We start from the raw sequence: 19,803 nt of genomic DNA on the forward strand, positions 1-19,803 counted from the left end.
ATAGAAATGAAGCGTTTGATCTTTGGTATCTTATTATTATGGGGTTGCCAGCAACCTCAGAAGCCCTTAGAGGCTTATCAGTTTAAAGAGAAATTATCTGAATACGGTTTCTTTACAGGGGACTTAAAAACCCTCACCGCAACAGCAGGTGTGCAGCATTACGATCTGCACACACCGCTGTTCACGGATTATGCCTTAAAGGACCGCTTCATTGTACTGCCTGCCGGAAAAGCCATGCAGTACAAAGATTCCGGCATGCTGGATTTTCCGGATTCCACTTTCATTATTAAGAACTTCTCGTATAATGATACGGCACATGTTAAAACACTGATAGAAACACGGCTGCTTTTTAAAGATCCCTTTGATCATAAATGGAAGGTGATGAACTATCTCTGGGATACGAAGCAAACAGAAGCGGTGAAATGGATCATGGGAAAGAAGGTGCCCATCACTTTGCTGGATGATCAGCAGCAAAGGGTTTCCACGGTATACCAGGTGCCTAATACCAATGACTGTAAAAGGTGCCATTCCAATAACGGGGAATTGCTGCCTATCGGCCCCAAGGCCCGCAATCTGCGCCAGCTGACAGAATGGGCCAATAACGGCTCCCTGAAAGGCAAACCTTCCTCCCTGGAAATACTGCCGGATTGGAAGGATAGCTTACATTATACGGTCACCCAACGGGCACGGGCATACCTGGATGTGAATTGTGCGCATTGCCATACAAAAGGCGGAGATGCTTATAATACCGGCTTATTCCTGGAATACGAACAAAGTGACCCTATACATCTGGGATTCCTGAAAGGCCCTGTATCGGCAGGTGGCGGGGCTGGTGGGCTGGATTATGATATCCTTCCCGGCCATTCGGAGCAATCCATCCTTGCGTACCGGATGAACAGTACGGAACCGGGAACAGCCATGCCTGAATTAGCCAGAACACTTATTCACAAGGAAGGGGTAACCCTGATAAAAGCATGGATAGATCAATTGCCACGAAATCAGTAATTTCGGGTAATTACCTAACCGATATGCAGCAACTACTCATTGATTTTTCAGGCAACCTGCCTGACGGACTACAGATCGATACGGCTTTATCATTTAAGCCGTTCATGACATTCCTGCAAAAAAGGATAGCGGAAGAAAAAACAGTGAAGGTTGATTTCTTTAAAAAGATATTGGAAAAATTCGAGGCGGCTAACCTTCCGGATGAACTCACCATACCCCAGCTCTATGAACATACCGAACTGCTGGAGTATTTGTACGCCAGTATGGCTCCCATGTTCTCCACAGAAGAGGAAACCTTATGGGCCCTCTGGGTACCGGTCCACCCCACTATCGTGTATGGCACGGAATCTTTCTACACCGTGCTGCAAAGCCGCAAAACAGATCTGATAAACAGGTCCCTGGAAGATTACAGGAAAGACCGGATAGACATGATCTATTCTTTCATACTGAAAAGGTTCTATAATTATCACTCCCCTTTAAAGAACGAACAATACCACGCTTATCAGAATGATGAGTCAGGACTGCTCCAGTATTACACTGTTCATATCAATACGGAATTCATTGAAGCCACGGCCAAAGGCCCTTTACCTGAACTCAATTTCGGCAAGCTACATGCGCACTTAACACAGAATACAGGCACTGAGTACCTGGAAAGCATCCTGCCGCTGGAACTCTTTAAATTCAGGGGCATTTCTGTTTCCACTATCCAGGATGTAACAGCAGAAAAAGCGGTCACTAATATCACTAAGATCAGGCTGAACCGCAAAGCGGGAAATGACGAAGAAATTTATAAGAGCGTGATCCAATCGCTCAAAACATTAGTGTGCAACAGTAAGATAGAATTTGACATTTTCCCTTTTCTGCGCGTGAACGGAAAAATGGTCTATGGTTTTGGACGGGGCGGTACAGGCATCCTGTATGAAACATGGGGAGATCAGCGATTAACGCCTGAAACCTTTCAATACCAGGCATCCTCCTATGCTGCCAATCCCAATTCTTTCTTCTCCCGGGATGTAGCAAAAGAAAGCCTCCGGGAATTTAGTTTCCTGCAAACCTTCGTTAATAAAGGTGTTCGCTCCCTGGCCCTGATGCCTGTATTTCACAACGGGGTGTTAGTTGGCGTGCTGGCCATGCATACCTGGGCGCCGGAGTCTTTTGACGAAAAAACATTTGCAAAACTGGAACCAGCCATCACGCCACTGGGACAGCTGATGCAGATCTATATCGATGCTTTCAATCTTGAAATAGACAACATCATCAAAGAAAAATTCACCTCCATTCAACCTTCCGTACAATGGAAGTTTAACGAAATAGCCTGGGACTACCTGTACCGGAAAAAGAAAGACCCTTCCATTACAGAAACAGCGCCTATCCGTTTCACCACCGTATATCCGCTCTATGGTGCTATTGACATCCGCAATTCTACGGTAGAAAGGAACCAGGCTATCCAGGCAGACCTTGAACACCAGCTAAAAAAACTGGGCGATCTGTTTGCTGAAGCACAGTCCTATCACCGCTCTACTTTACTGGATGGCATGATCTTCTCCTCCAAAACATGGCTGCAAACAGTAGGACAGGAACAACTGACCACCACAGAAGAAGGCAATGTTACCTACTTCCTGCAGGTGGAATCTGTGGAATACCTTCAGTACCTGGCCACCGAAGAACCAAAAGCCAAAACGATCATCGACAGTTATCTGAAAACAATAGCAGAAGTAACAGATTCCAATAAACAGGCGCTGGATCAATCCATGACATTGCTGAATAACAGCATCAACAAGTACCTGGAATCCGAACAGGAACAATTGCAGGCGGCCTATCCCTGTTACTTTGAAAAATTCAGGACAGACGGGATTGAATATGATATCTACATAGGCCAGTCCATAGCGCCGGACAGGCCCTTCTCCCACTTTCACCTGAAAGGCATCCGGTTATGGCAGCTGACCTCTATGGCCAATATTGCGCGGTTAACGAAATCCATGTTACCGGATATGCCTAAAGCGCTGCATACCACACAACTGATCTTCCTGCATAACAATACCATTGATATCAGTTTCAGAACGGACGAAAGGAAGTTTGATGTGGAAGGCGCTTATAACATCCGCTATGAGATGATCAAAAAGCGCATTGACAAAGTGCATATCAGGCATACGGAAGAAAGGTTAACACAACCGGATAAGATAGCCCTGATCTATTTTAACGATAAGGATGTGGAAGATTACCTGCCCTATATCCATTACCTGCAGGGAGAAAAAGTATTGGATAGTGAAGTGGAAACACTGGAACTGGAGGACCTGCAGGGATTGACAGGGTTAAAGGCATTGCGCGTGACAGTTTTACCAGAATAAAAAGAGGCATACAACTACATTACCAAAATAAAAAAGAAGGCCCGTACAAAACAGCAACTGCATTACCGCTATAAAATAAAAAACGGGGCCGCCTCATCAGAGACAGCCCCGTTTCCCATTTGAAAAAAACTATTTCTCCGGCACCAGTACAGCCCTGAAGTAATCAGCGCCACCCAGGTACTTCTGTGCAGCAGCTTTCACGCTTTCAGGTGTTACCTGTTCCAGGCGTTCATTTTGCTTCAGTACAGTTAAAGGATCTTCGTTATTACGGAATTTAGAAGTAAGATAGGACAGCCAGAAATTGTTCTCTCTCAAGCTCACTTCCATCGCCCTTCTGCTTTCCGCTTTGAATTTCTCCACGTCTACCGCAGTAGCGCCTTCTTTCTTGATCTTCTCAATTTCATCCAATGAAGCAGCGATCAGCTTCTCCACATTGGCAGTAGCACAGCTAAAGGAGATGGTCAGGTTGTAATACGGACTAGGTAATTTCTCATAAGAAACACCCACATTCGGACTGTATACACCACTCTCCTTTTCACGCAAGCGCTCCAGTACCTTAAATTCCAGGATATCGCTCAATGCACTTAACTGCAGATTGTTTTCAGGTGAAAACTGGTAATCATGATGGAAATACAATTTCACCTGTGCTTTATCTTCAATACCTCTCTTCACTGTTCTTTCCACTTTACCGCCCAATGGTTTGACACCACGGTCAATGTATTGCTCTGGATGGTTAGCCGCAGGCAATCCGCCCAGGTAAGTTTCCAGCAAAGGTTTGATCTTATCCACTTCAAAGTTTCCTACAAACACGAATGTTTGTCCGCTGGCATCTGCAAAACGGGCTTTATAGAAATCGAAGGATTTATCCAGGGAGATCGCATCCAGTTCTGCAACCGTTGGTTTCTTTTCGCGGATGCTGTTAGAAGAGAGTACCGCCGTGATGGTGTCACCGTATACACTTTCAGGACTGTCATCTGCGTTCTTCAGCATTACTTTATAGTCATCCAGGTTCTGTTTGAACAGCACAGGATCTTTACGGGGATTGGTAGCCCGGGCATACACCAGTTGCAGTGCAGTTTCCAGGTCTTTGGGAGAAGCACTGCCGCTGAAGCCCTGGTACAGATCGCTGATGTAAGCAGATGCATTGGCAGTAGAACCAGCCATTAATCTCCTTAACTGTGTATTGTCAAAATCACCGATACCATCAGATGCGATGTTGCCGGCGTAGTTCATGTTCATGTATTCCTTGTCATCTGCCAGGGAAGTACCACCTGCTCCGAAAGAAGAGAAGATGATCTGGTCGTTCTTGAAAGTGGTAGGTTTCAGGTATACTTTTACACCATTGGAAAGTGTGAGTTTAGTAACATCCAAACCATCAATCTTCTCTTCACTTACTACTTTACCAGCTACCGGTTTTTTATCCAGCAGTGGTTTATCCACTTTGGTTTCCACGTAAGCAGTAACACCTTTACCAGCATCCCGAACGGTAGCCAGCAATTGTGCTTCTGTTGGTAATTTAGCTTTCTCTTTTTCAGGCGCCTGTACAATGATCATCATGTTCTCCCGTTTGATCATTTCCTTCGCCTTTTTATTCACATCATCCAGTGTGATCTCTGCCAGGAACTTCTTCACCATTTCATAACGGTAAGTAGCATCCGGAATAGGGTTACCGGTGAGGAAGTTGCTCAGGTAAGCCTGTACATATGCATTGGAGGCTACTTTATCTTTCTCTCTGAAAGATTTTTCGTTGCCTGCATCCAGGTTCTTCCTTACTATTTCCAGTTCAGAAGCAGTGAAGCCGAACTGGCTCATGCGTTCTGATTCCGTCATCATGGCACCCAGTGCTTTGGTCAGCTCATCGCCGGATTTGGCAACAGCTACAACCGTAGCAGCTTCCAGCCCGGGGATCAGGCCACCCTGGTAAGCGCCATAGGAAAACTGACCTTCTACGAAAGGTGCAGTACCTTTCTGTTTCAGTTCACTGATACGGCTGCCCATCATGGAATTCACCATACCTGAAACGAGACCGGCTTTCACATCGGCCGTTGTTTTACCAACTGAACCGCGATGGCGCATCATTACAAAGGCCACATTGTAAGGGAATTCCTGGTCTGTTACGATCTTCACCAGCGGCTCCTTATTATCCGGCATGTCGTATTTAACAGCAGGTTTAGGATTAGCAGGGTTCTTCAGCGGGCTGAAGTTTTCTTTGATCATCGCTTCCACAGCTGCCACATCAAAATCACCAACGGCAATCACCGCCTGCAGGTTTGGACGGTACCAGTCTTTATAGAATTGTTTGATCTCGTTGTGTTTGAAGTTCTGGATGATATCCAGCTTACCGATAGGGATACGTTCTGCGTAACGGGAACCTTTTAACAGCACCGGCAGCAGTTCTTTCTGAATGCGGGATTGTGCATTCTTACCGCGCTGGCGGTCTTCTTCCACAATCACCCCTCTTTCATTATCGATCTCGCTATCTTCCATGGTTACGTATCCTGCCCAGTTGGCCAGGATCTTAAAGCCATTTTTGAACAAAGCGGCGCTATCTGTTGGGATAGGCAACTGGTATACCGTCTGATCAAAAGCAGTAAAGGCATTCAGGTCCGCACCAAACTTCACACCAGCCTTTTGCAGGTAGTTGATCAGTTCATTTTTAGGAAAGTCTTTGGTACCATTAAAGGCCATATGCTCCGTAAAGTGAGCCAGCCCCTGCTGTGCATCGGTTTCCATCAGGGAACCTGCTTTCAGCGCCATGTAGAGCACGGCCCTGTTTTTGGGCTCCGTATTCTTACGGATATAATAGGTAAGGCCGTTGGCCAGTTTACCAATCTTTACATCGGGATCGTTAGGGATAGTTTCCCCTGCTTTTTTTACGGCTGTAGCCGGCTTTTTCTGTGCCAGCACAGGCTGCTCCCATAAAGAAAAAACGCTTGTGGTAGCAAGCGCAAGCAATAGAACTCTTCTTTTCATAAATAGAAATGGTGGTTTTGGGGGTAAATATAAGGTAAAATGCCGTACCAGCACAAACTGACTGGCACGGCAACGGGGGGATCATTTTACACCATTTCCCTTTACCAGGGCAAAAGCTTTGTTCCCGTCAATGATCCTGCATATGGTATTGACGGTGATGGCAGACCGCAACCCGTCTGCCGGGGTTTTTAAAACATAATCTACCAACTGATCTAGTGTAGACGTGGCAACATGCATGCGGGTATCTGAAGAAGCATAATAAATGAAAACCTGGCCATCGTCGTCCGCTATCCAGCCATTGGAAAACACCACATTGGATACATCCCCTACCCGCTCCTCACCTTCCGGGGCCAGGAAATAACCTGCAGGTTTATGGGTTACCCGGGCCAGATCATGCAGGTCCGTCATGAAAACATAGAGCACATAACGTAATCCGGCGGCCGTATTGCGTACCCCGTGTGCCAGGTGCAGCCATCCATGTTGTGTTTTGATGGGCGCTGGTCCCAGGCCGTTCTTCACTTCATATACGGTATGATATACTTTAGGGTCCAGGATCTTCTCTTCTGTGATCACGGGATGTGTTATGTTATCGCACACACCAAAACCAATACCGCCACCTGTACCGGCATCAATAAAGCCATCCTGCGGGCGGGTATAAAAAGCATATTTCCCTTCCACAAATTCAGCATGCAATACTACATTCCTTTGTTGGGGAGAAGGTGTTTTCAGATCAGGCAGGCGTTCCCAGTGCAACATATCCTTTGTACGCACAATACCGCAGGCAGCAATGGCGGCAGACTGGTCAGCCGCAGGTGCAGCAGGGTCTTTTCTTTCTGTACAGAACAAACCATAGATATACCCGTCCTCATGCGCGGTTAGCCTGATGTCATAAATATTGCCATCCGGCTCATCCGTTTCAGGAATAATGCAGGGATAGTCCCGGAACCTGAAATTATCAATGCCGTTATCGCTCTCTGCAATAGCAAAAAAAGATTTCCGGTCTACACCTTCCACCCTGGCCATCAGCAGGTATTTACCCTTCCATTTGATGGCGCCGGAATTAAATACACCATTGATCCCGAACCTTTCCATCAGGAAAGGGTTCGTATCCGGGTTAAGATCGTAACGCCATGTAAGTTTTGTATGCGCCGCTGTTAACACCGGATGTTTATACCGCACAAATACGCCATTCCCATCAGGCAGGGGCTCATTCCTACGGTTTACTAATGCTTCATATGCCCTCTCCAAACGATTTAAACGCTCCGTAAACTCTTTCATGCTAATACTGGTTATTTACTAATATCCCGGGTTATTCACAGTGATCTCTTTATTCCCGGCAATCTCTTCCTGTGCAATAGGGTACAGTTTCTGGAATTCCAGCCTTTCACGGCCTGCAGCATTCATGGTTTGTATCCAGATGCCCCAGCGGATCAGGTCCCAACGGCGTTGAAATTCACCGTAGAGTTCTTTCCTTCTTTCATCCCGGATCTGCTGGCGGAAAGTTTCTTTGGATAAGTTACGTGTCCATGGCAGCACGTTGGCACGCACCCGCACTTCATCTGCTGCATCGTATGCTAACCCGGTAGGACCGTTCACTTCATTTTCTGCTTCTGCTAATAATAACAATACATCTGCATACCGGATGATAATTGGGTTATTGCCATTTTCATCTTTCGCCTGTGCATTCGGGTCTGTATATTTCTTAGAATATAAACGCGGCGAAGCGAAGATATCTTTCCCTCCGAAGGTGTAGGTATCCTGTCCATAACCGGCGCCACCGCCGTATTCACCACCCCAGGTACCGCCTGTTTTAAACACAGCACCTGCCGGTAGCCGGCTTACATAATAATAATCTTCGTTGGCATTGTTTTTCCAGCTATCCCAGATTGCAGTACCAAAAGCTACCCGTGTATCGTTTGCTTCAAACTTATTATACAAATCTATCCGCATGCTCACATAACCGCCACTACCGCCACCGCTGTATCTGCCCTGCGGTGAAAAATAACCAGGCAGTTCAGAACCCTGGTTGGGAGAATGCGTAGCTGGGATAGCAAAGAGGATCTCATCACTAAGGTCCTGTTCCGCCTCATTGAAATTCTTCATGTAATTCATTTCCAGTTTTGGATAACCGGAAGCTTTGGCCATATCTCTCACTGCTTTCGCAGCAGTAATGGCTTCTGCATAATAATTTGTTTGCTTCAGTTCATCACCGGCCATGTGCATATACACCTTAGCCAGCAAACCCAGTGCAGCTGCTTTTGTAGGGCGGCCACGATCTGCCGTGACATACTTTCCACTGGTATAATTTTCAGGCAATACAGCAGCCGCAGCTTTCAGATCTGCTTCCGCCTGTTTGTATACATCCACTGCCGGGCTGCGTGCAATGTTCTTTGACTGCAAAGGATCATATGCTTCTGTACGGATAGGCGCTGCGCCATATCTTCTTACGATCTCGAAATAACAGAAACCGCGCAGGAATAAAGCTTCTGCTTTTATCCTGTCTATCATAGCTGCATCACCTGTTACCTGTGCAGCATATTTCAATACAAGGTTAGTGCGTTGAATGGCATAATAGTAACCTTTCCAGGGGCGTTGTATGTACCACTCTCCACGTTGGTTTCCGGTGTAACCGCCTGCCAGCCAGTTTTCCAGCAGCAGGTCATCATCTTCGCCCAGCACGGAATGCCAGGCCGGAGAGATCCACATATCCCAGGTCATCAGGTTCTTGTATACGCCATTGATGCCTTGCAGCAGGTCTTTATCTGTTTTATAAAAACTCTCAGGATCTTTAAAATCGAACACCTCTATTTCAAGTGCCTTTTTGCAGGATACAGCCGCTAAAAGCGTTAATGCTGTTATGGTGATGGTAAATAACTTTTTCATATGGCAATTTTTAGAAGGTAACATTAAGGCCTACGGTTAATGTGCGGGATTGCGGGTAACTACCCAGATCCACACCACGCATATTAGCATTCTCGAAGGCGCTTACTTCCGGATCATATCCTGAATAATTAGTGAACGTGAACAGGTTGATGGCATTAAAATACATCCGCAGGTTAGAGATCCCCCTGATCTTAGGGAAGGTGTAACCCAACTGGATATTCTTGATGCGCACATAAGAGCCGTCTTCCAGGAACTGGCGGGAGAACCGGCTGGCAGTAATGTTTGCCTGGTTAGGCTGTATGATCGTATTGCTGGTACCCTCACCTCTCCACCTGCTATCATACACTTCCTGGGGAATGTTCACACTGCCGTTAAGGGTATGGAAGTTCATGCGATTGGTATGAAGCACATCATTGCCCTGCACCCCGGAGATCAATACACTCAGGTCAAAATTCTTATAGCTGAAGTTAGTAGTGAACCCCCAGTTGAAATCAGGATTCACATCTCCTATCTGCTCGCGGTCCAGGTCATTCAGCTGTTTGTCGTCATTAAGGTCCTTATACCTTGTCTGCCCCACCTTTGCATCCAGCTGCACGGCTTTGAAAGCATCCACTTCTGCCTGGTTCTGAAAAATACCATCTTCCACAAATCCCCATACTGTACCAATAGGTAAACCCACTTTTTGAATGAAAGGCCGTGCATCGAGTCCGTAGCCTGCTCCTAACCTGTCTGCAAATTGTTCCTGCAACTCGCCGAGGTCTGTGATCTCATTGCGGTTGAAAGAGATGTTACCCGCCACATTCCATTTGAAGTCGCCGGTAAAGATATTGCTACCCAGTTCCAGCTCTATTCCTTTGTTCGTTACATTACCGGAGTTCACCGTTACCGTGTTATAACCGGTGGAAGGTGGCTGTGTGATCTGTTGCAGCAGATCTCTTGTTTTACGTTGATAAAGGTTCACAGAGAAATTGAACCGGTCGTGGAAAGCGGCATCCAGGCCAAAATTATATTGAGAAGTAGTTTCCCATTTCAGGTCTTTGTTAGGCAGTGTGGTTTCATCCACAGCAGCGATCACCGCATTGTTCATGTTGGCGATAACACCGGATAATTTTGCACGCACACTATAGGGAGACACTGCCTGGTTACCGGATTCACCATAACTGGCGCGGAGTTTCAGGTCTGAGAATATATTCGTTTCTTTTATGAAAGGCTCTTCACTTAAGCGCCATGCAAGCGCTACAGAAGAGAAGCCCTGCCACTTCTTCGCCAGGCGGGATGAACCGTCTGACCGGAAAGTATAGGTGAACAGGTATTTATCTGCATAACTGTAATTAGCGCGGGCAATAAAAGAAGCCAGTTGCCATTGCGATCTGCCCGTTAAGGTAGGTGCTGTGGAAAGACCAGAGAACAGATCATTATATCCCAGCTTATCATCTGCAAAATCACGTGTTTCAGAAGTACGGTAACGGCTGGTGCTTTTCTCATAAGAGAAACCACCCAGGAAGTCGAAGCGGTGTTTGCCGATCTCCTGCCTGTACGTGAGCAGGTTTTCCGTGAGCAGGCTGTAATAGCTGCTGTTGCTCACAATGGCTTTACCATTGGTAGCGCGGCCTTCATTCACCGTACGCGGAAAGTAGGTTTCATTTAACTGTTCAAAATAGTTGGCGCCGAGGCGGGTTTGGAACATCAGTCCTTTTACAATATCCACATACGCGTTGAAGCCGCCAAAACCGGAAGTAATGGTTTGCAGGCTTTTCACTTCATCTGTATAACGCAGCGGACTGGCGCCGAAGCGGTCAAACATATCCTGCGATACTTCCCGGTTGGTGAGATAATCTATCTTCTCAATATCCCCATTGGTATTCCTCCTGTAATATGGAATAGGGGAATAATTCAGGGCAGACCTTACAATACCACCTTCCTGGCCGGAAGTAGTAGCAGCCGTACGCACCAGTGCATTGGTGGAACGGGATACGGAAAGATTGGTAGATGTTTTCACCCGATCATTCACCTGGTTATCCAGGTTCAGCCGAAGGCCGCCGCGTTTGAACAGGGAACCTTTGATAGCCCCTTCCTGCGCCAGGTAATTACCCATCACCGCATATGTGTTCTTCTCCGAACCACCGGAAACACCCAGTTCATAATCCTGCAAATAAGCATTGCGATAAATAACATCCTGCCAGTTCACGCCTTCTCCGAAATTCTCCCGCACCTGGTCCGGCGTAAGCTTTCCATTAGTACCGCTATAAGGCAGATCGCCTGGTGCAAACCCTGCATTCGTGTATGCCTCATTGAGATACTGTGCATATTCATAGGCATTGAGCATGTCTATTTTTTTGGTAACTGTAGCAAAACCCTGTGAGGTGTTGAACGTGATCTTACCTTTTCCTGACTTGCCTTTTTTAGTGGTGATCAACACCACTCCATTAGCACCACGGGAACCATAGATAGCAGTGGCAGAAGCATCTTTCAACACTTCAATGGATTCAATATCCCCGGGAGAAATAGTAGACAGCGCATTGGTATTGGAACGCATGATGTGATTCTCTTCCCTTGGGCCGGCCTCTTTTAAAGAAGCCCTTGCATTGGCAACAGGCACACCATCTATCACATACAATGGTTCTGTACCACCCAATAAGGAACTGGTACCGCGTATCTGTATACTAATACCGCCCCCGGGCGCTGCATCGTTCTGTGTAACAGCTACACCTGCCAGACGGCCTTGCAAGCCCTGTTCCAATGAGTTAACAGCAGATTTACTCAGCTGATCTCCTTTGATGGAAGCAACTGTTCCTGTCAGGTCCCGCTTCCGCACCACACCATAACCGATCACTACCACATCTGTAAGATTGGTAGCGGCATTCTTTAAAGTAATGTTGATGGAGCTGCGTTGCTGTACGGCGATCTCCTGTGTTTCATAACCAGTAAAAGTAAACACCAGTATAGCACCGTCCGGTACGGCCAGGGAATAATTCCCCTTAGCATCTGTTACAGTAGCAGCAGTGGCATTCTTAACACGAATGGTAGCACCTGGAAGCGCACCGTTGGCTTCATCCTTCACTGTACCTGAAACAACTCTCTGCTGGGCGAATAGGGAGGTTCCCAGCAGCAACAGGAAAATGCTGAAAATAGAACCGTGGAGTAGAAATTTCATAACGAGAATTATTTAACGAAGAATAATGAACCAAATCTAAATTTAAATAAGATGCACTTATAGTACTTTCTTATCTCTTAATTGTCAAATTCAGACAGCGAAAATTACACACCCTCCAAAACCCTCTATTTACAGGTATTTATAAAAAATTAGCCACAAAAACACACTTAGTACTTTTTTATCCATTAATTTCGAATAATTGAATGAGCGTTATGAAAAATGATATCTTCCGGGAGATCACCCCCCTTACGCAGCACGACTGCTTCATGATCTTTTCCCGCACCAAAAGCAAGTTCGACTTCCCGCTTCATTACCATGAGGAACTGGAACTGAACCTCATAATAAATGCTCCCGGCGCGCAGCGCATTGTAGGAGATCACATTGATACGATCACTGATCTTGAACTGGTATTGGTGGGACCGAACCTGAACCATGGCTGGTTCACGCATGAATGCAAAAGCAAGGAGATCACAGAGGTGACCATCCAGTTCCATAAAGACCTGATAGATGAAAAGCTGCTGCGCAAGAACCAGCTTCGTTTTATGCGGAGCATGTTTGAAGGCGCCGCCAACGGCATCCTCTTTTCCCCCGAAACCATCAAACAGCTAAGCCCCCGTTTACTTACACTGAACCAGAAGAACGGGTTTGATTCTGTACTGGAGCTAATGTCTATCCTGCATGATCTTTCCCTCTCCCGGAACATGCGTACCTTATCTGACAGCTCTTTCCAGAAAGGACTGGTGAACTACAACAGCAGGCGCATAGAAAAGGCTTTTGAATACATGAATAATAACTACGACAAGGAAGTGAACCTGGGAGATATCGCCAAACTTACCAACATGACGGAAGTATCCTTCAGTCGCTTCATCAAGAAATGCACAGGCGTTAGTTTCATAGATAGCCTGAATGAAATAAGACTGGGGCATGCCTGCCGGATGCTGGTAAATACCCGCTACTCTGTTTCAGAGATCTCTTACAAATGCGGCTTCCATAATATCTCTAACTTCAACCGCATCTTTAAAAAGAAAAAAGGCTGTACGCCCAAAGGATTCAGGGAAAGTCTTTCTGGTACAAGAACATTTATATAAATGAAAAACATTCCTATAAGGGATATCACAAGCTTCAGCATACGGGATATTAAAGAGCTGGACATGGTACAGGCCTTGCACCGGCACGACTTCTATTACATGCTGGCTTTGAAAAAAGGAAAAGGTGAGCATGCAATAGATTTCATATCGTATGAAGTGGCCGATAATATGGTTTTCTTCCTGCGTCCCGGGCAGGTGCATCAGCTCACCATGAAAGCAGGCAGTACGGGATACCTGATGTCGTTTAAAAATGATTTCTATTATTCTCCGCTGTTGCGTAAAGCCAGCCTTTACCATACCGGTACCCAGCAATTATTTTCTATACTGACGGCTATACTCCGGGAGTACACGGATAAACAGGAAGCGTACCAAAAAGTTATCCAGGCCAACCTGGATATTTTCTTTATCGAATTGATGCGGCAGCATAGCCAGAGTGCTACCAATAACACTTATGCTCAGGAGCGCCTGGAGGAATTTTTAGAACTTTTAGAAACGCAGATCACTCATCACAAGCAAGTATCTCAATATGCAGATATGCTGCATCTTTCCCCCTATCAATTAAATGCTATCACAAAGGCAACGCTGGGTAAAACCTGTTCCACACTTATTAATGAACATATTATCCTGGAGGCGAAGCGATATCTTCTTGCAACAGCTGACCAGGTGAATCAAATAGCATGGCACCTGGGGTACATCGACGTTTCTTACTTTATCAGGCTCTTCAAAAAGCATACGGGGCATTCACCGGAGGCTTTCCGGCATCATTTCAGTAAAGTCCTGTAAAACTGGGCCTTTGTCCTATTTCCCGGAGGTTATGGTCTTTACCTTTGAACCATGCAACAAAAATGGGACGAAAGATACAAGGAACAGGAATTTGCTTACGGCAAAGAACCTAATCTGTTTTTTAAAGAATGGCTGGCAAAATTTTCGCCTGGGGCTATATTGATGCCTGCTGATGGAGAAGGGCGGAATGGTGTATTTGCAGCGCAGCTTGGATGGAAGGTGACTTCATTTGATCTGAGTGTTGAAGGGCAGGCAAAGGCGTTACAACTTGCGCGGGATAAACATGTTACACTCTCGTATATTGTCGGAGATCTGGAACATCTTCATTTTGAAAACGAAACATTCGATGCTATCGGGCTTATCTATGCGCATTTTTCAGGCGACAAGAAGGCTGACTTCCACAAGCAATTAGATAACTATCTCAAACCTGGCGGTATCATTATTTTTGAGGCTTTCAGTAAAAGCCATCTGGCTGCCTATGGGCCGAAGGAGATGGATATGCTGTATTCCAAAGAAGAAATAATGGTTGATTTTGGGAATTATGAAGTGTTGGTGTTGGCAGAAGAAGAGATTCTTTTAGATGAAGGAAAGTATCATATTGGGAAGGGGTCTGTGATTAGATTTATTGGGAAGAAGAAGAGCCCTATGGCCTAGAGGGTGGTTTTTCTTTTTATATAGAAAAGCCATTGAGCAAAGGGTTTTATTAAAACGAGATAGGAGGTTTTTAAAAGCCGCTAACACAGAAAAGCCATCAGGCAAGAGGTTTTATTAAAATGAGAGAGGAGGTTTTTAAAAGCCGCTAACACAGAAAAGCCATCAGGCAAGAGGTTTTATTAAAATGAGCGAAGCTTTTTAAAAGTCTTTTACATAGAAAAGCCATCAGGCAAAGATCTTATTAAAAAGAGAAAGGCTTTTTTAAAGCCTTTCTCATAGAAATGCCATCAGGCAAAAGATTCTCTTAAAAATAAAAAGGGCTCCTGCTATAAAAAAGAAAAGCCCCCCTCGTTGCCGGGGGGGCTCTTTCTTAGTAAGAAAAACATCCTACGGTTTAATCACCACCAAAGCAGGATTATACAATTTCTTATGCACATCATAAAAAGACGCCACAGGATTCTTGATCACTTTGCGGTCATAGGTCATCAGGCCGTTGATCTCTACTTCTACGTCTGTGGTCTGTGTGTATACGGCGGCGGAAAGCCCTATGCGGATCAACTCTTCCAGGCGGTCCATGAAGGTGCTGTATCTTTTGAATAATTCTTCCGGTGTTTTGAAGCTTTGGTAACCCCAGTTATCTTTCTGCTGCCATACATGACCTTCTACGGGTAATCCCAATCCTCCGAACTCACCCAGCACAATGGCTTGTTTGAAGCCATAGAGATCTGGTTGCGGCATAGCAGGTTCAGGGTAATTGTGCAGGTCTATGATATGACCGGTGAGGTGAAAGTTACCACCACTGGCACTGTTCACGAGGCGGGAAGGATCTTTCTTCATCGTCCATTCCGTGATCTCCTGGGTTTTGAATTGCCCCCATGCTTCGTTGAAAGGCACCCAAACTACGATGGAAGGAACGTTATGCAAAGCATCCATGATCACATTCCATTCTTCGCGGTAAGCTCTTTCAGATTCATTGCTGCGTTTCTGATCTGTAGCACGGCCAACAATGCCAGGCCTTTGTTCCCAACGATTACCGAGGTCTCCGCTGGGCATATCCTGCCAAACGAGCATACCCAGTTTATCACAATGATAATACCAGCGGGCAGGTTCTACTTTGATGTGTTTGCGGATCATGTTGAAGCCCATCTCCTTTGTTTTCTCCACATCAAATTTCAGCGCTTCATCTGTGGGTGCAGTATACAAACCATCAGGCCACCATCCCTGGTCCAGCGGACCGTATTGGAACACGAACTTGTTGTTGAGCAACATGCGCAGAATGCCTTTATCGTCTTTGCCAATGGAAATTTTACGCATCGCGAAATAGCTTTGCACTTCATCCACCGGTTTCTCTTTTCTTATAATAGCATAACGCAGGTCATAGAGGAAAGGCTCTTCCGGAGACCATAATTTTGCACTCGGTATTTTCAGTACCGCGGTAGCACCGGGGTCTACTTCCTGCTCAGAGATCATGTTTGTTCCATCCCATGCAGAGATCCGGACTTTATCGCCGGGAACAGGATTCACCACCGTGGTCACTACGGTGAGCGTTTGCTGATCCACATCCGGTGTTTGTATTACTTTAGCGAGATAAGTGGTAGCCACAGATTCCAGCCAAACTGTTTGCCAGATACCGGTTACAGGTGTATACCAGATACCTTCCGGTTTGCGCACCTGTTTACCTCTTGGCTGCGGGCCCTGATCTGTAGGGTCCCATACGCGTACGACCATCTCCTGTGGTCCTTTACCTTTTTTCAGGAAGCCCGTGATATCAAAGGAGAAGGGATCGAAACCACCACGATGGCTGCCTACTTCCTGCCCGTTGATGAACAGGGTCATCTGCCAGTCTACCGCACCAAAATGCAGCAGTGTTCTGTTCCCTTTTTTGAAAGCAGGTAAAGTGAAGGAATTATGATACCAGAGCAGGCTATCCTTTCCAACTGTTTTTCCTACGCCGGACATTGCGGACTCAATAGCAAAAGGTACCAGGATCTTTCCCTGGTAAGCGGCCGGCAGTGATGCGCTTCTGGGCGTGATCACATAATTCCATAAGCCGTTGAGGTTCTTCCAGCTATCCCTTACAAACTGTGGCCTGGGATATTCCGACAGCACTGAATCAGGTGTAACTTTCTCACTCCAGGGAGTAGTGATCTTTCCCGGTACTACTTTCCAATCCTGTGCCTGCGCGAAGGAAGAGATCAATAATAAAGTGAACAGTTTTTTCATGTAGTGTATAATTTATCTATAGTTCTAAATTGCGGTATGCGATGAAATGTCAGGTAATTCGCTTCATGATAACTCTTTGCATCAAAAGCAGTGCGGGATAAAAACACCAGGTCTTCTCCGTCGAACTGCCAGTCCACATAACCAAAGCCATGCTTTTCATGGTCTGTATGCTGCAATACGATGGACCTCACTTCCCAGTGCAACAGGTCAGGAGAACAACACAACGCCTGTGTATTCCGTACCCTGTCCAGCTGAATGATCTGCCTGTATGCCGGTGGTACATAGTTGGCAATGGTCCAGTACAATTGAGAAACAGCATCATAGCGGATGCTGAATTTCTTACTGCCACCGGGGAAGGGAATGAACCTGTCGAAAGCAGCGGTGCTGCCATCTTCACTGATCTTCACAATAGCGGCCTGTTCGTTCTCTTTATCTTCCGGCCGGTGTACGCGGAGCATATTCCATACTTCTCCTTCTTTGGAAATCACGGCATTTCCTTCCAGCCAACCGGTATCGTCCAGCAGGTGATTGGAGTGCGTCCAGCTGGAAGCTTTGAGCAGGTCTGCATGTTCATCTGCGCTGAATACGCAGGCGCCCATCATGGCGGCCCATTGTTCAGCGGGACCGGTAGCTACTTCCACGCCGCGCCATAACCTTCCTTTATGAAGTGTTACCGGTACCGGCGCTGTATGGAACCTTCCTTCGCGGATCAGGTGCCTGTCCGTCCAGGAGCTGCCATGATCAGTGGATTTACGGATCACCAGGTTGCCATAGTGTTTATCCGTTCCCATGATATAGAGCGCGCCGCGGTGCACAAAGAGGTTGGACCAGAATTGGCCTTTGAGTTCTGCCGTTTGCGTCCAGCTGGCACCCTGATCTGAAGAGCGGTAGACTTTTGCCACCGGTGTTTCATATTCCGCGGAAGCAGGCCCAAAAAGATCGTGGGACGCTACATAATCCCCGCCAGGTAATATACAGATCGAAGGAGAGCCAATATAATGGCCCAATGAGGACGGACTATGGAATACTATTACACCCGGAGGATTCATCGGCCGGGAAAATAATAATTTATAAAACAATTTTCATCTTTATATCTTTAATGGTATTAAAACCACGTTGTTCATGATGAAAAAACTCTTTGTTTCCGTCGTACTCCTTTTTAGCACCGTGTTTGCTTTTGCACAAACCAAAAACCTGTTCAACGGCAAGGACCTCACCGGCTGGCATATAGATGTGCCTGCTATGGATAAGGATTCAAGTGTTAAAACACCTTTCATTGTACGGAATGGCTACTTAGTTAGTCTTGCTAAACCACAGGGCCATATTATAACAGATGCAGTATATCAAAACTACCGGCTGGAGGTAGAATACCGTTTTCCTGCCAAACCGGGTAACTGTGGTGTGCTGGTGCATGCTTCCACACCGCGGGTGCTGTATGCCATGTTCCCTAAATCCATAGAATGCCAGTTAATGCATGACAATGCGGGGGATTTCTGGTGCATTGGTGAAGATATTGCCGTACCGGATATGGAAACGCGCCGCGGGCCTAAAGAAAAATGGGGTGCAGTAGATGGTAAAGAGAGAAGGATCAAGAACCTCACAGATAGTTCCGAGAAACCATTGGGTGAATGGAATACTATGAAAATAGAGTGTGTAGGGAATGTGGTGAAAATATGGGTGAATGGAGATGTGGTGAATGAAGGATCTGGTTGTACTGCTACGAAAGGTAATGTGGCTTTACAGGCTGAGGGTTCTGAAGTGGAGTTCCGTAAAGTGGCTTTAACGCCGATAAAGAAGATCACAAAGTAAGAAGAGCATAAAACAGGCGGCTCCGTAAAGCGGCCTTATCCCAAACCTGCAGACTTAACTCCTCTAAACCCCCTCTAAACCCCGGACGCCTTCTACTCGTCCATCCCATCATTATTACCTGTTTTGCTGCTGTTTGCCACCATCGCAGTGATCGTACTGATCTCTTCCTTCGTAAAATAACGCCACTTTCCTACCGGCAGGTCTTTCAAACCAATATTCATGATACGGATACGGCGAAGTGCTTCCACATTATACCCAAGCGCTTCGCACATCCGCCTGATCTGGCGGTTGAGGCCCTGGGTAAGGATGATCCGGAAGCGATGTGTACCTTCCTGCTGTACAAAGCACTTTTGTGTATATCCGCCCAAAATCTTTACGCCGTTGCGCATAGCCTTTATAAACTCCAGGTTCACAGGCTTATCTACGGTAACAAAGTATTCTTTCTCATGCTGATTGCCCGCCCTTAAGATCTTGTTCACAATATCCCCGTCGTTGGTGAGGAAGATGAGTCCTTCGGATAATTTATCCAGCCGGCCAATGGGAAAGATGCGGGAAGGGAAATTGATGTAATCGATGATATTGGACTTATCCTTGGTATCTGTTGTGCAGGTGATACCCTTGGGCTTGTTCAGCGCAATATAAGTATGGGTAGCCGTTTTCTTTTTCTTCAGGGGCTCACCGTCTATTTCCACTACATCTCCTGCCTCCACACGGTTTCCTTTGGAAGCAATGTTGTCATTGATCGTTACACGGCCTTGCTCAATGTACTTATCCGCTTCTCTCCTGCTGCAAAAACCGGTATCGCTGATGTATTTGTTTACACTTTTGTCCATTTCGCTGCAAAATTACTTAAACCCTTTTTAAGAATTAAATACTATTAAAT

Annotated in this window: 13 protein-coding genes; 6 read left to right on the forward strand and 7 right to left on the reverse strand. The window is 46.2% G+C overall.

Annotation, left to right across the window (positions count from 1 at the left end; translation table 11 throughout):
* Nucleotides 1-6: 6 nt before the first annotated feature.
* Both GFS24_RS08405 and GFS24_RS08410 read left to right on the forward strand, forming a co-directional pair.
* Nucleotides 7-1,005 (forward strand): SO2930 family diheme c-type cytochrome, encoded by a 999-nt coding sequence (locus GFS24_RS08405; protein ID WP_153659125.1) that lies wholly within the window; start codon nt 7-9, stop codon nt 1,003-1,005.
* Nucleotides 1,006-1,028: 23 nt separating this feature from the next.
* Nucleotides 1,029-3,353 carry a GAF domain-containing protein gene (locus tag GFS24_RS08410; RefSeq protein WP_153659126.1) on the forward strand — a complete coding sequence of 775 codons (2,325 nt, stop codon included), beginning with the start codon at nt 1,029-1,031 and terminating at the stop codon, nt 3,351-3,353.
* Between the two features lie 129 nt (nt 3,354-3,482).
* On the opposite strand, the gene GFS24_RS08415 is transcribed toward GFS24_RS08410, so the two are convergent.
* The 4 genes from GFS24_RS08415 to GFS24_RS08430 all read right to left on the reverse strand — a co-directional run bounded on the left by GFS24_RS08415 (nt 3,483) and on the right by GFS24_RS08430 (nt 12,363).
* Nucleotides 3,483-6,326: a pitrilysin family protein gene (locus tag GFS24_RS08415; RefSeq protein ID WP_153659127.1), complete on the reverse strand. Its 2,844-nt coding sequence runs from the start codon at nt 6,324-6,326 to the stop codon at nt 3,483-3,485.
* Between the two features lie 81 nt (nt 6,327-6,407).
* Nucleotides 6,408-7,604: a glycosidase gene (locus tag GFS24_RS08420; protein WP_153659128.1), complete on the reverse strand. Its 1,197-nt coding sequence runs from the start codon at nt 7,602-7,604 to the stop codon at nt 6,408-6,410.
* Nucleotides 7,605-7,622: 18 nt separating this feature from the next.
* Nucleotides 7,623-9,209 (reverse strand): RagB/SusD family nutrient uptake outer membrane protein, encoded by a 1,587-nt coding sequence (locus GFS24_RS08425; RefSeq protein ID WP_173003015.1) that lies wholly within the window; start codon nt 9,207-9,209, stop codon nt 7,623-7,625.
* A 10-nt stretch (nt 9,210-9,219) separates the two neighbouring features.
* Complete coding sequence (locus GFS24_RS08430; RefSeq protein ID WP_153659130.1) at nt 9,220-12,363, reverse strand: TonB-dependent receptor; 3,144 nt, start codon at nt 12,361-12,363, stop codon at nt 9,220-9,222.
* A gap of 212 nt (nt 12,364-12,575) precedes the next feature.
* On the opposite strand from GFS24_RS08430, the gene GFS24_RS08435 reads away from it, so the two are divergent.
* Genes GFS24_RS08435 through GFS24_RS08445 form a run of 3 tightly spaced genes read left to right on the forward strand, consistent with a single transcriptional unit; the run spans nt 12,576 to nt 14,888 of the window.
* On the forward strand, nt 12,576-13,451 hold the full coding sequence (locus GFS24_RS08435; protein ID WP_153659131.1) for an AraC family transcriptional regulator: 876 nt from the start codon (nt 12,576-12,578) through the stop codon (nt 13,449-13,451).
* Nucleotides 13,452-14,234 (forward strand): AraC family transcriptional regulator, encoded by a 783-nt coding sequence (locus GFS24_RS08440; protein WP_153659132.1) that lies wholly within the window; start codon nt 13,452-13,454, stop codon nt 14,232-14,234.
* 51 nt (nt 14,235-14,285) lie between these two features.
* Nucleotides 14,286-14,888, forward strand: coding sequence for a bifunctional 2-polyprenyl-6-hydroxyphenol methylase/3-demethylubiquinol 3-O-methyltransferase UbiG (locus GFS24_RS08445; RefSeq protein ID WP_153659133.1), 603 nt, complete (start codon nt 14,286-14,288; stop codon nt 14,886-14,888).
* A gap of 387 nt (nt 14,889-15,275) precedes the next feature.
* Here the strand turns inward: GFS24_RS08445 and GFS24_RS08450 are convergent, their stop codons facing one another.
* On the reverse strand, nt 15,276-17,111 hold the full coding sequence (locus GFS24_RS08450) for a glycoside hydrolase family 2 protein (protein WP_153659134.1): 1,836 nt from the start codon (nt 17,109-17,111) through the stop codon (nt 15,276-15,278).
* The gene (locus tag GFS24_RS08455; RefSeq protein ID WP_153659135.1) at nt 17,108-18,160 is read right to left on the reverse strand and encodes a sialidase family protein; all 1,053 of its coding nucleotides are present in this window, start codon (nt 18,158-18,160) and stop codon (nt 17,108-17,110) included. The genes GFS24_RS08450 and GFS24_RS08455 overlap by 4 nt, the downstream gene beginning before the upstream one ends.
* A gap of 73 nt (nt 18,161-18,233) precedes the next feature.
* On the opposite strand from GFS24_RS08455, the gene GFS24_RS08460 reads away from it, so the two are divergent.
* The gene (locus GFS24_RS08460) at nt 18,234-18,920 is read left to right on the forward strand and encodes a DUF1080 domain-containing protein (RefSeq protein WP_253906414.1); all 687 of its coding nucleotides are present in this window, start codon (nt 18,234-18,236) and stop codon (nt 18,918-18,920) included.
* A gap of 92 nt (nt 18,921-19,012) precedes the next feature.
* On the opposite strand, the gene rluF is transcribed toward GFS24_RS08460, so the two are convergent.
* Nucleotides 19,013-19,753 (reverse strand): 23S rRNA pseudouridine(2604) synthase RluF, encoded by a 741-nt coding sequence (rluF, locus tag GFS24_RS08465; protein WP_153659136.1) that lies wholly within the window; start codon nt 19,751-19,753, stop codon nt 19,013-19,015.
* Nucleotides 19,754-19,803 lie beyond the last annotated feature (50 nt).

This window comes from Chitinophaga sp. SYP-B3965, assembly GCF_009647655.1.
GTDB lineage: Bacteria > Bacteroidota > Bacteroidia > Chitinophagales > Chitinophagaceae > Chitinophaga.

Excerpts from the sequence above, each read along its gene's own strand:
- GFS24_RS08405 (WP_153659125.1), top strand. The coding sequence starts at position 7 with ATGAAGCGTTTGATCTTTGGTATCTTATTATTATGGGGTTGCCAGCAA.
- GFS24_RS08410 (WP_153659126.1), top strand. The coding sequence starts at position 1,029 with ATGCAGCAACTACTCATTGATTTTTCAGGCAACCTGCCTGACGGACTA.
- GFS24_RS08415 (WP_153659127.1), bottom strand. The coding sequence starts at position 6,326 with ATGAAAAGAAGAGTTCTATTGCTTGCGCTTGCTACCACAAGCGTTTTT.
- GFS24_RS08420 (WP_153659128.1), bottom strand. The coding sequence starts at position 7,604 with ATGAAAGAGTTTACGGAGCGTTTAAATCGTTTGGAGAGGGCATATGAA.
- GFS24_RS08425 (WP_173003015.1), bottom strand. The coding sequence starts at position 9,209 with ATGAAAAAGTTATTTACCATCACCATAACAGCATTAACGCTTTTAGCG.
- GFS24_RS08430 (WP_153659130.1), bottom strand. The coding sequence starts at position 12,363 with ATGAAATTTCTACTCCACGGTTCTATTTTCAGCATTTTCCTGTTGCTG.
- GFS24_RS08435 (WP_153659131.1), top strand. The coding sequence starts at position 12,576 with ATGAAAAATGATATCTTCCGGGAGATCACCCCCCTTACGCAGCACGAC.
- GFS24_RS08440 (WP_153659132.1), top strand. The coding sequence starts at position 13,452 with ATGAAAAACATTCCTATAAGGGATATCACAAGCTTCAGCATACGGGAT.
- GFS24_RS08445 (WP_153659133.1), top strand. The coding sequence starts at position 14,286 with ATGCAACAAAAATGGGACGAAAGATACAAGGAACAGGAATTTGCTTAC.
- GFS24_RS08450 (WP_153659134.1), bottom strand. The coding sequence starts at position 17,111 with ATGAAAAAACTGTTCACTTTATTATTGATCTCTTCCTTCGCGCAGGCA.
- GFS24_RS08455 (WP_153659135.1), bottom strand. The coding sequence starts at position 18,160 with ATGAATCCTCCGGGTGTAATAGTATTCCATAGTCCGTCCTCATTGGGC.
- GFS24_RS08460 (WP_253906414.1), top strand. The coding sequence starts at position 18,234 with ATGATGAAAAAACTCTTTGTTTCCGTCGTACTCCTTTTTAGCACCGTG.
- rluF (WP_153659136.1), bottom strand. The coding sequence starts at position 19,753 with ATGGACAAAAGTGTAAACAAATACATCAGCGATACCGGTTTTTGCAGC.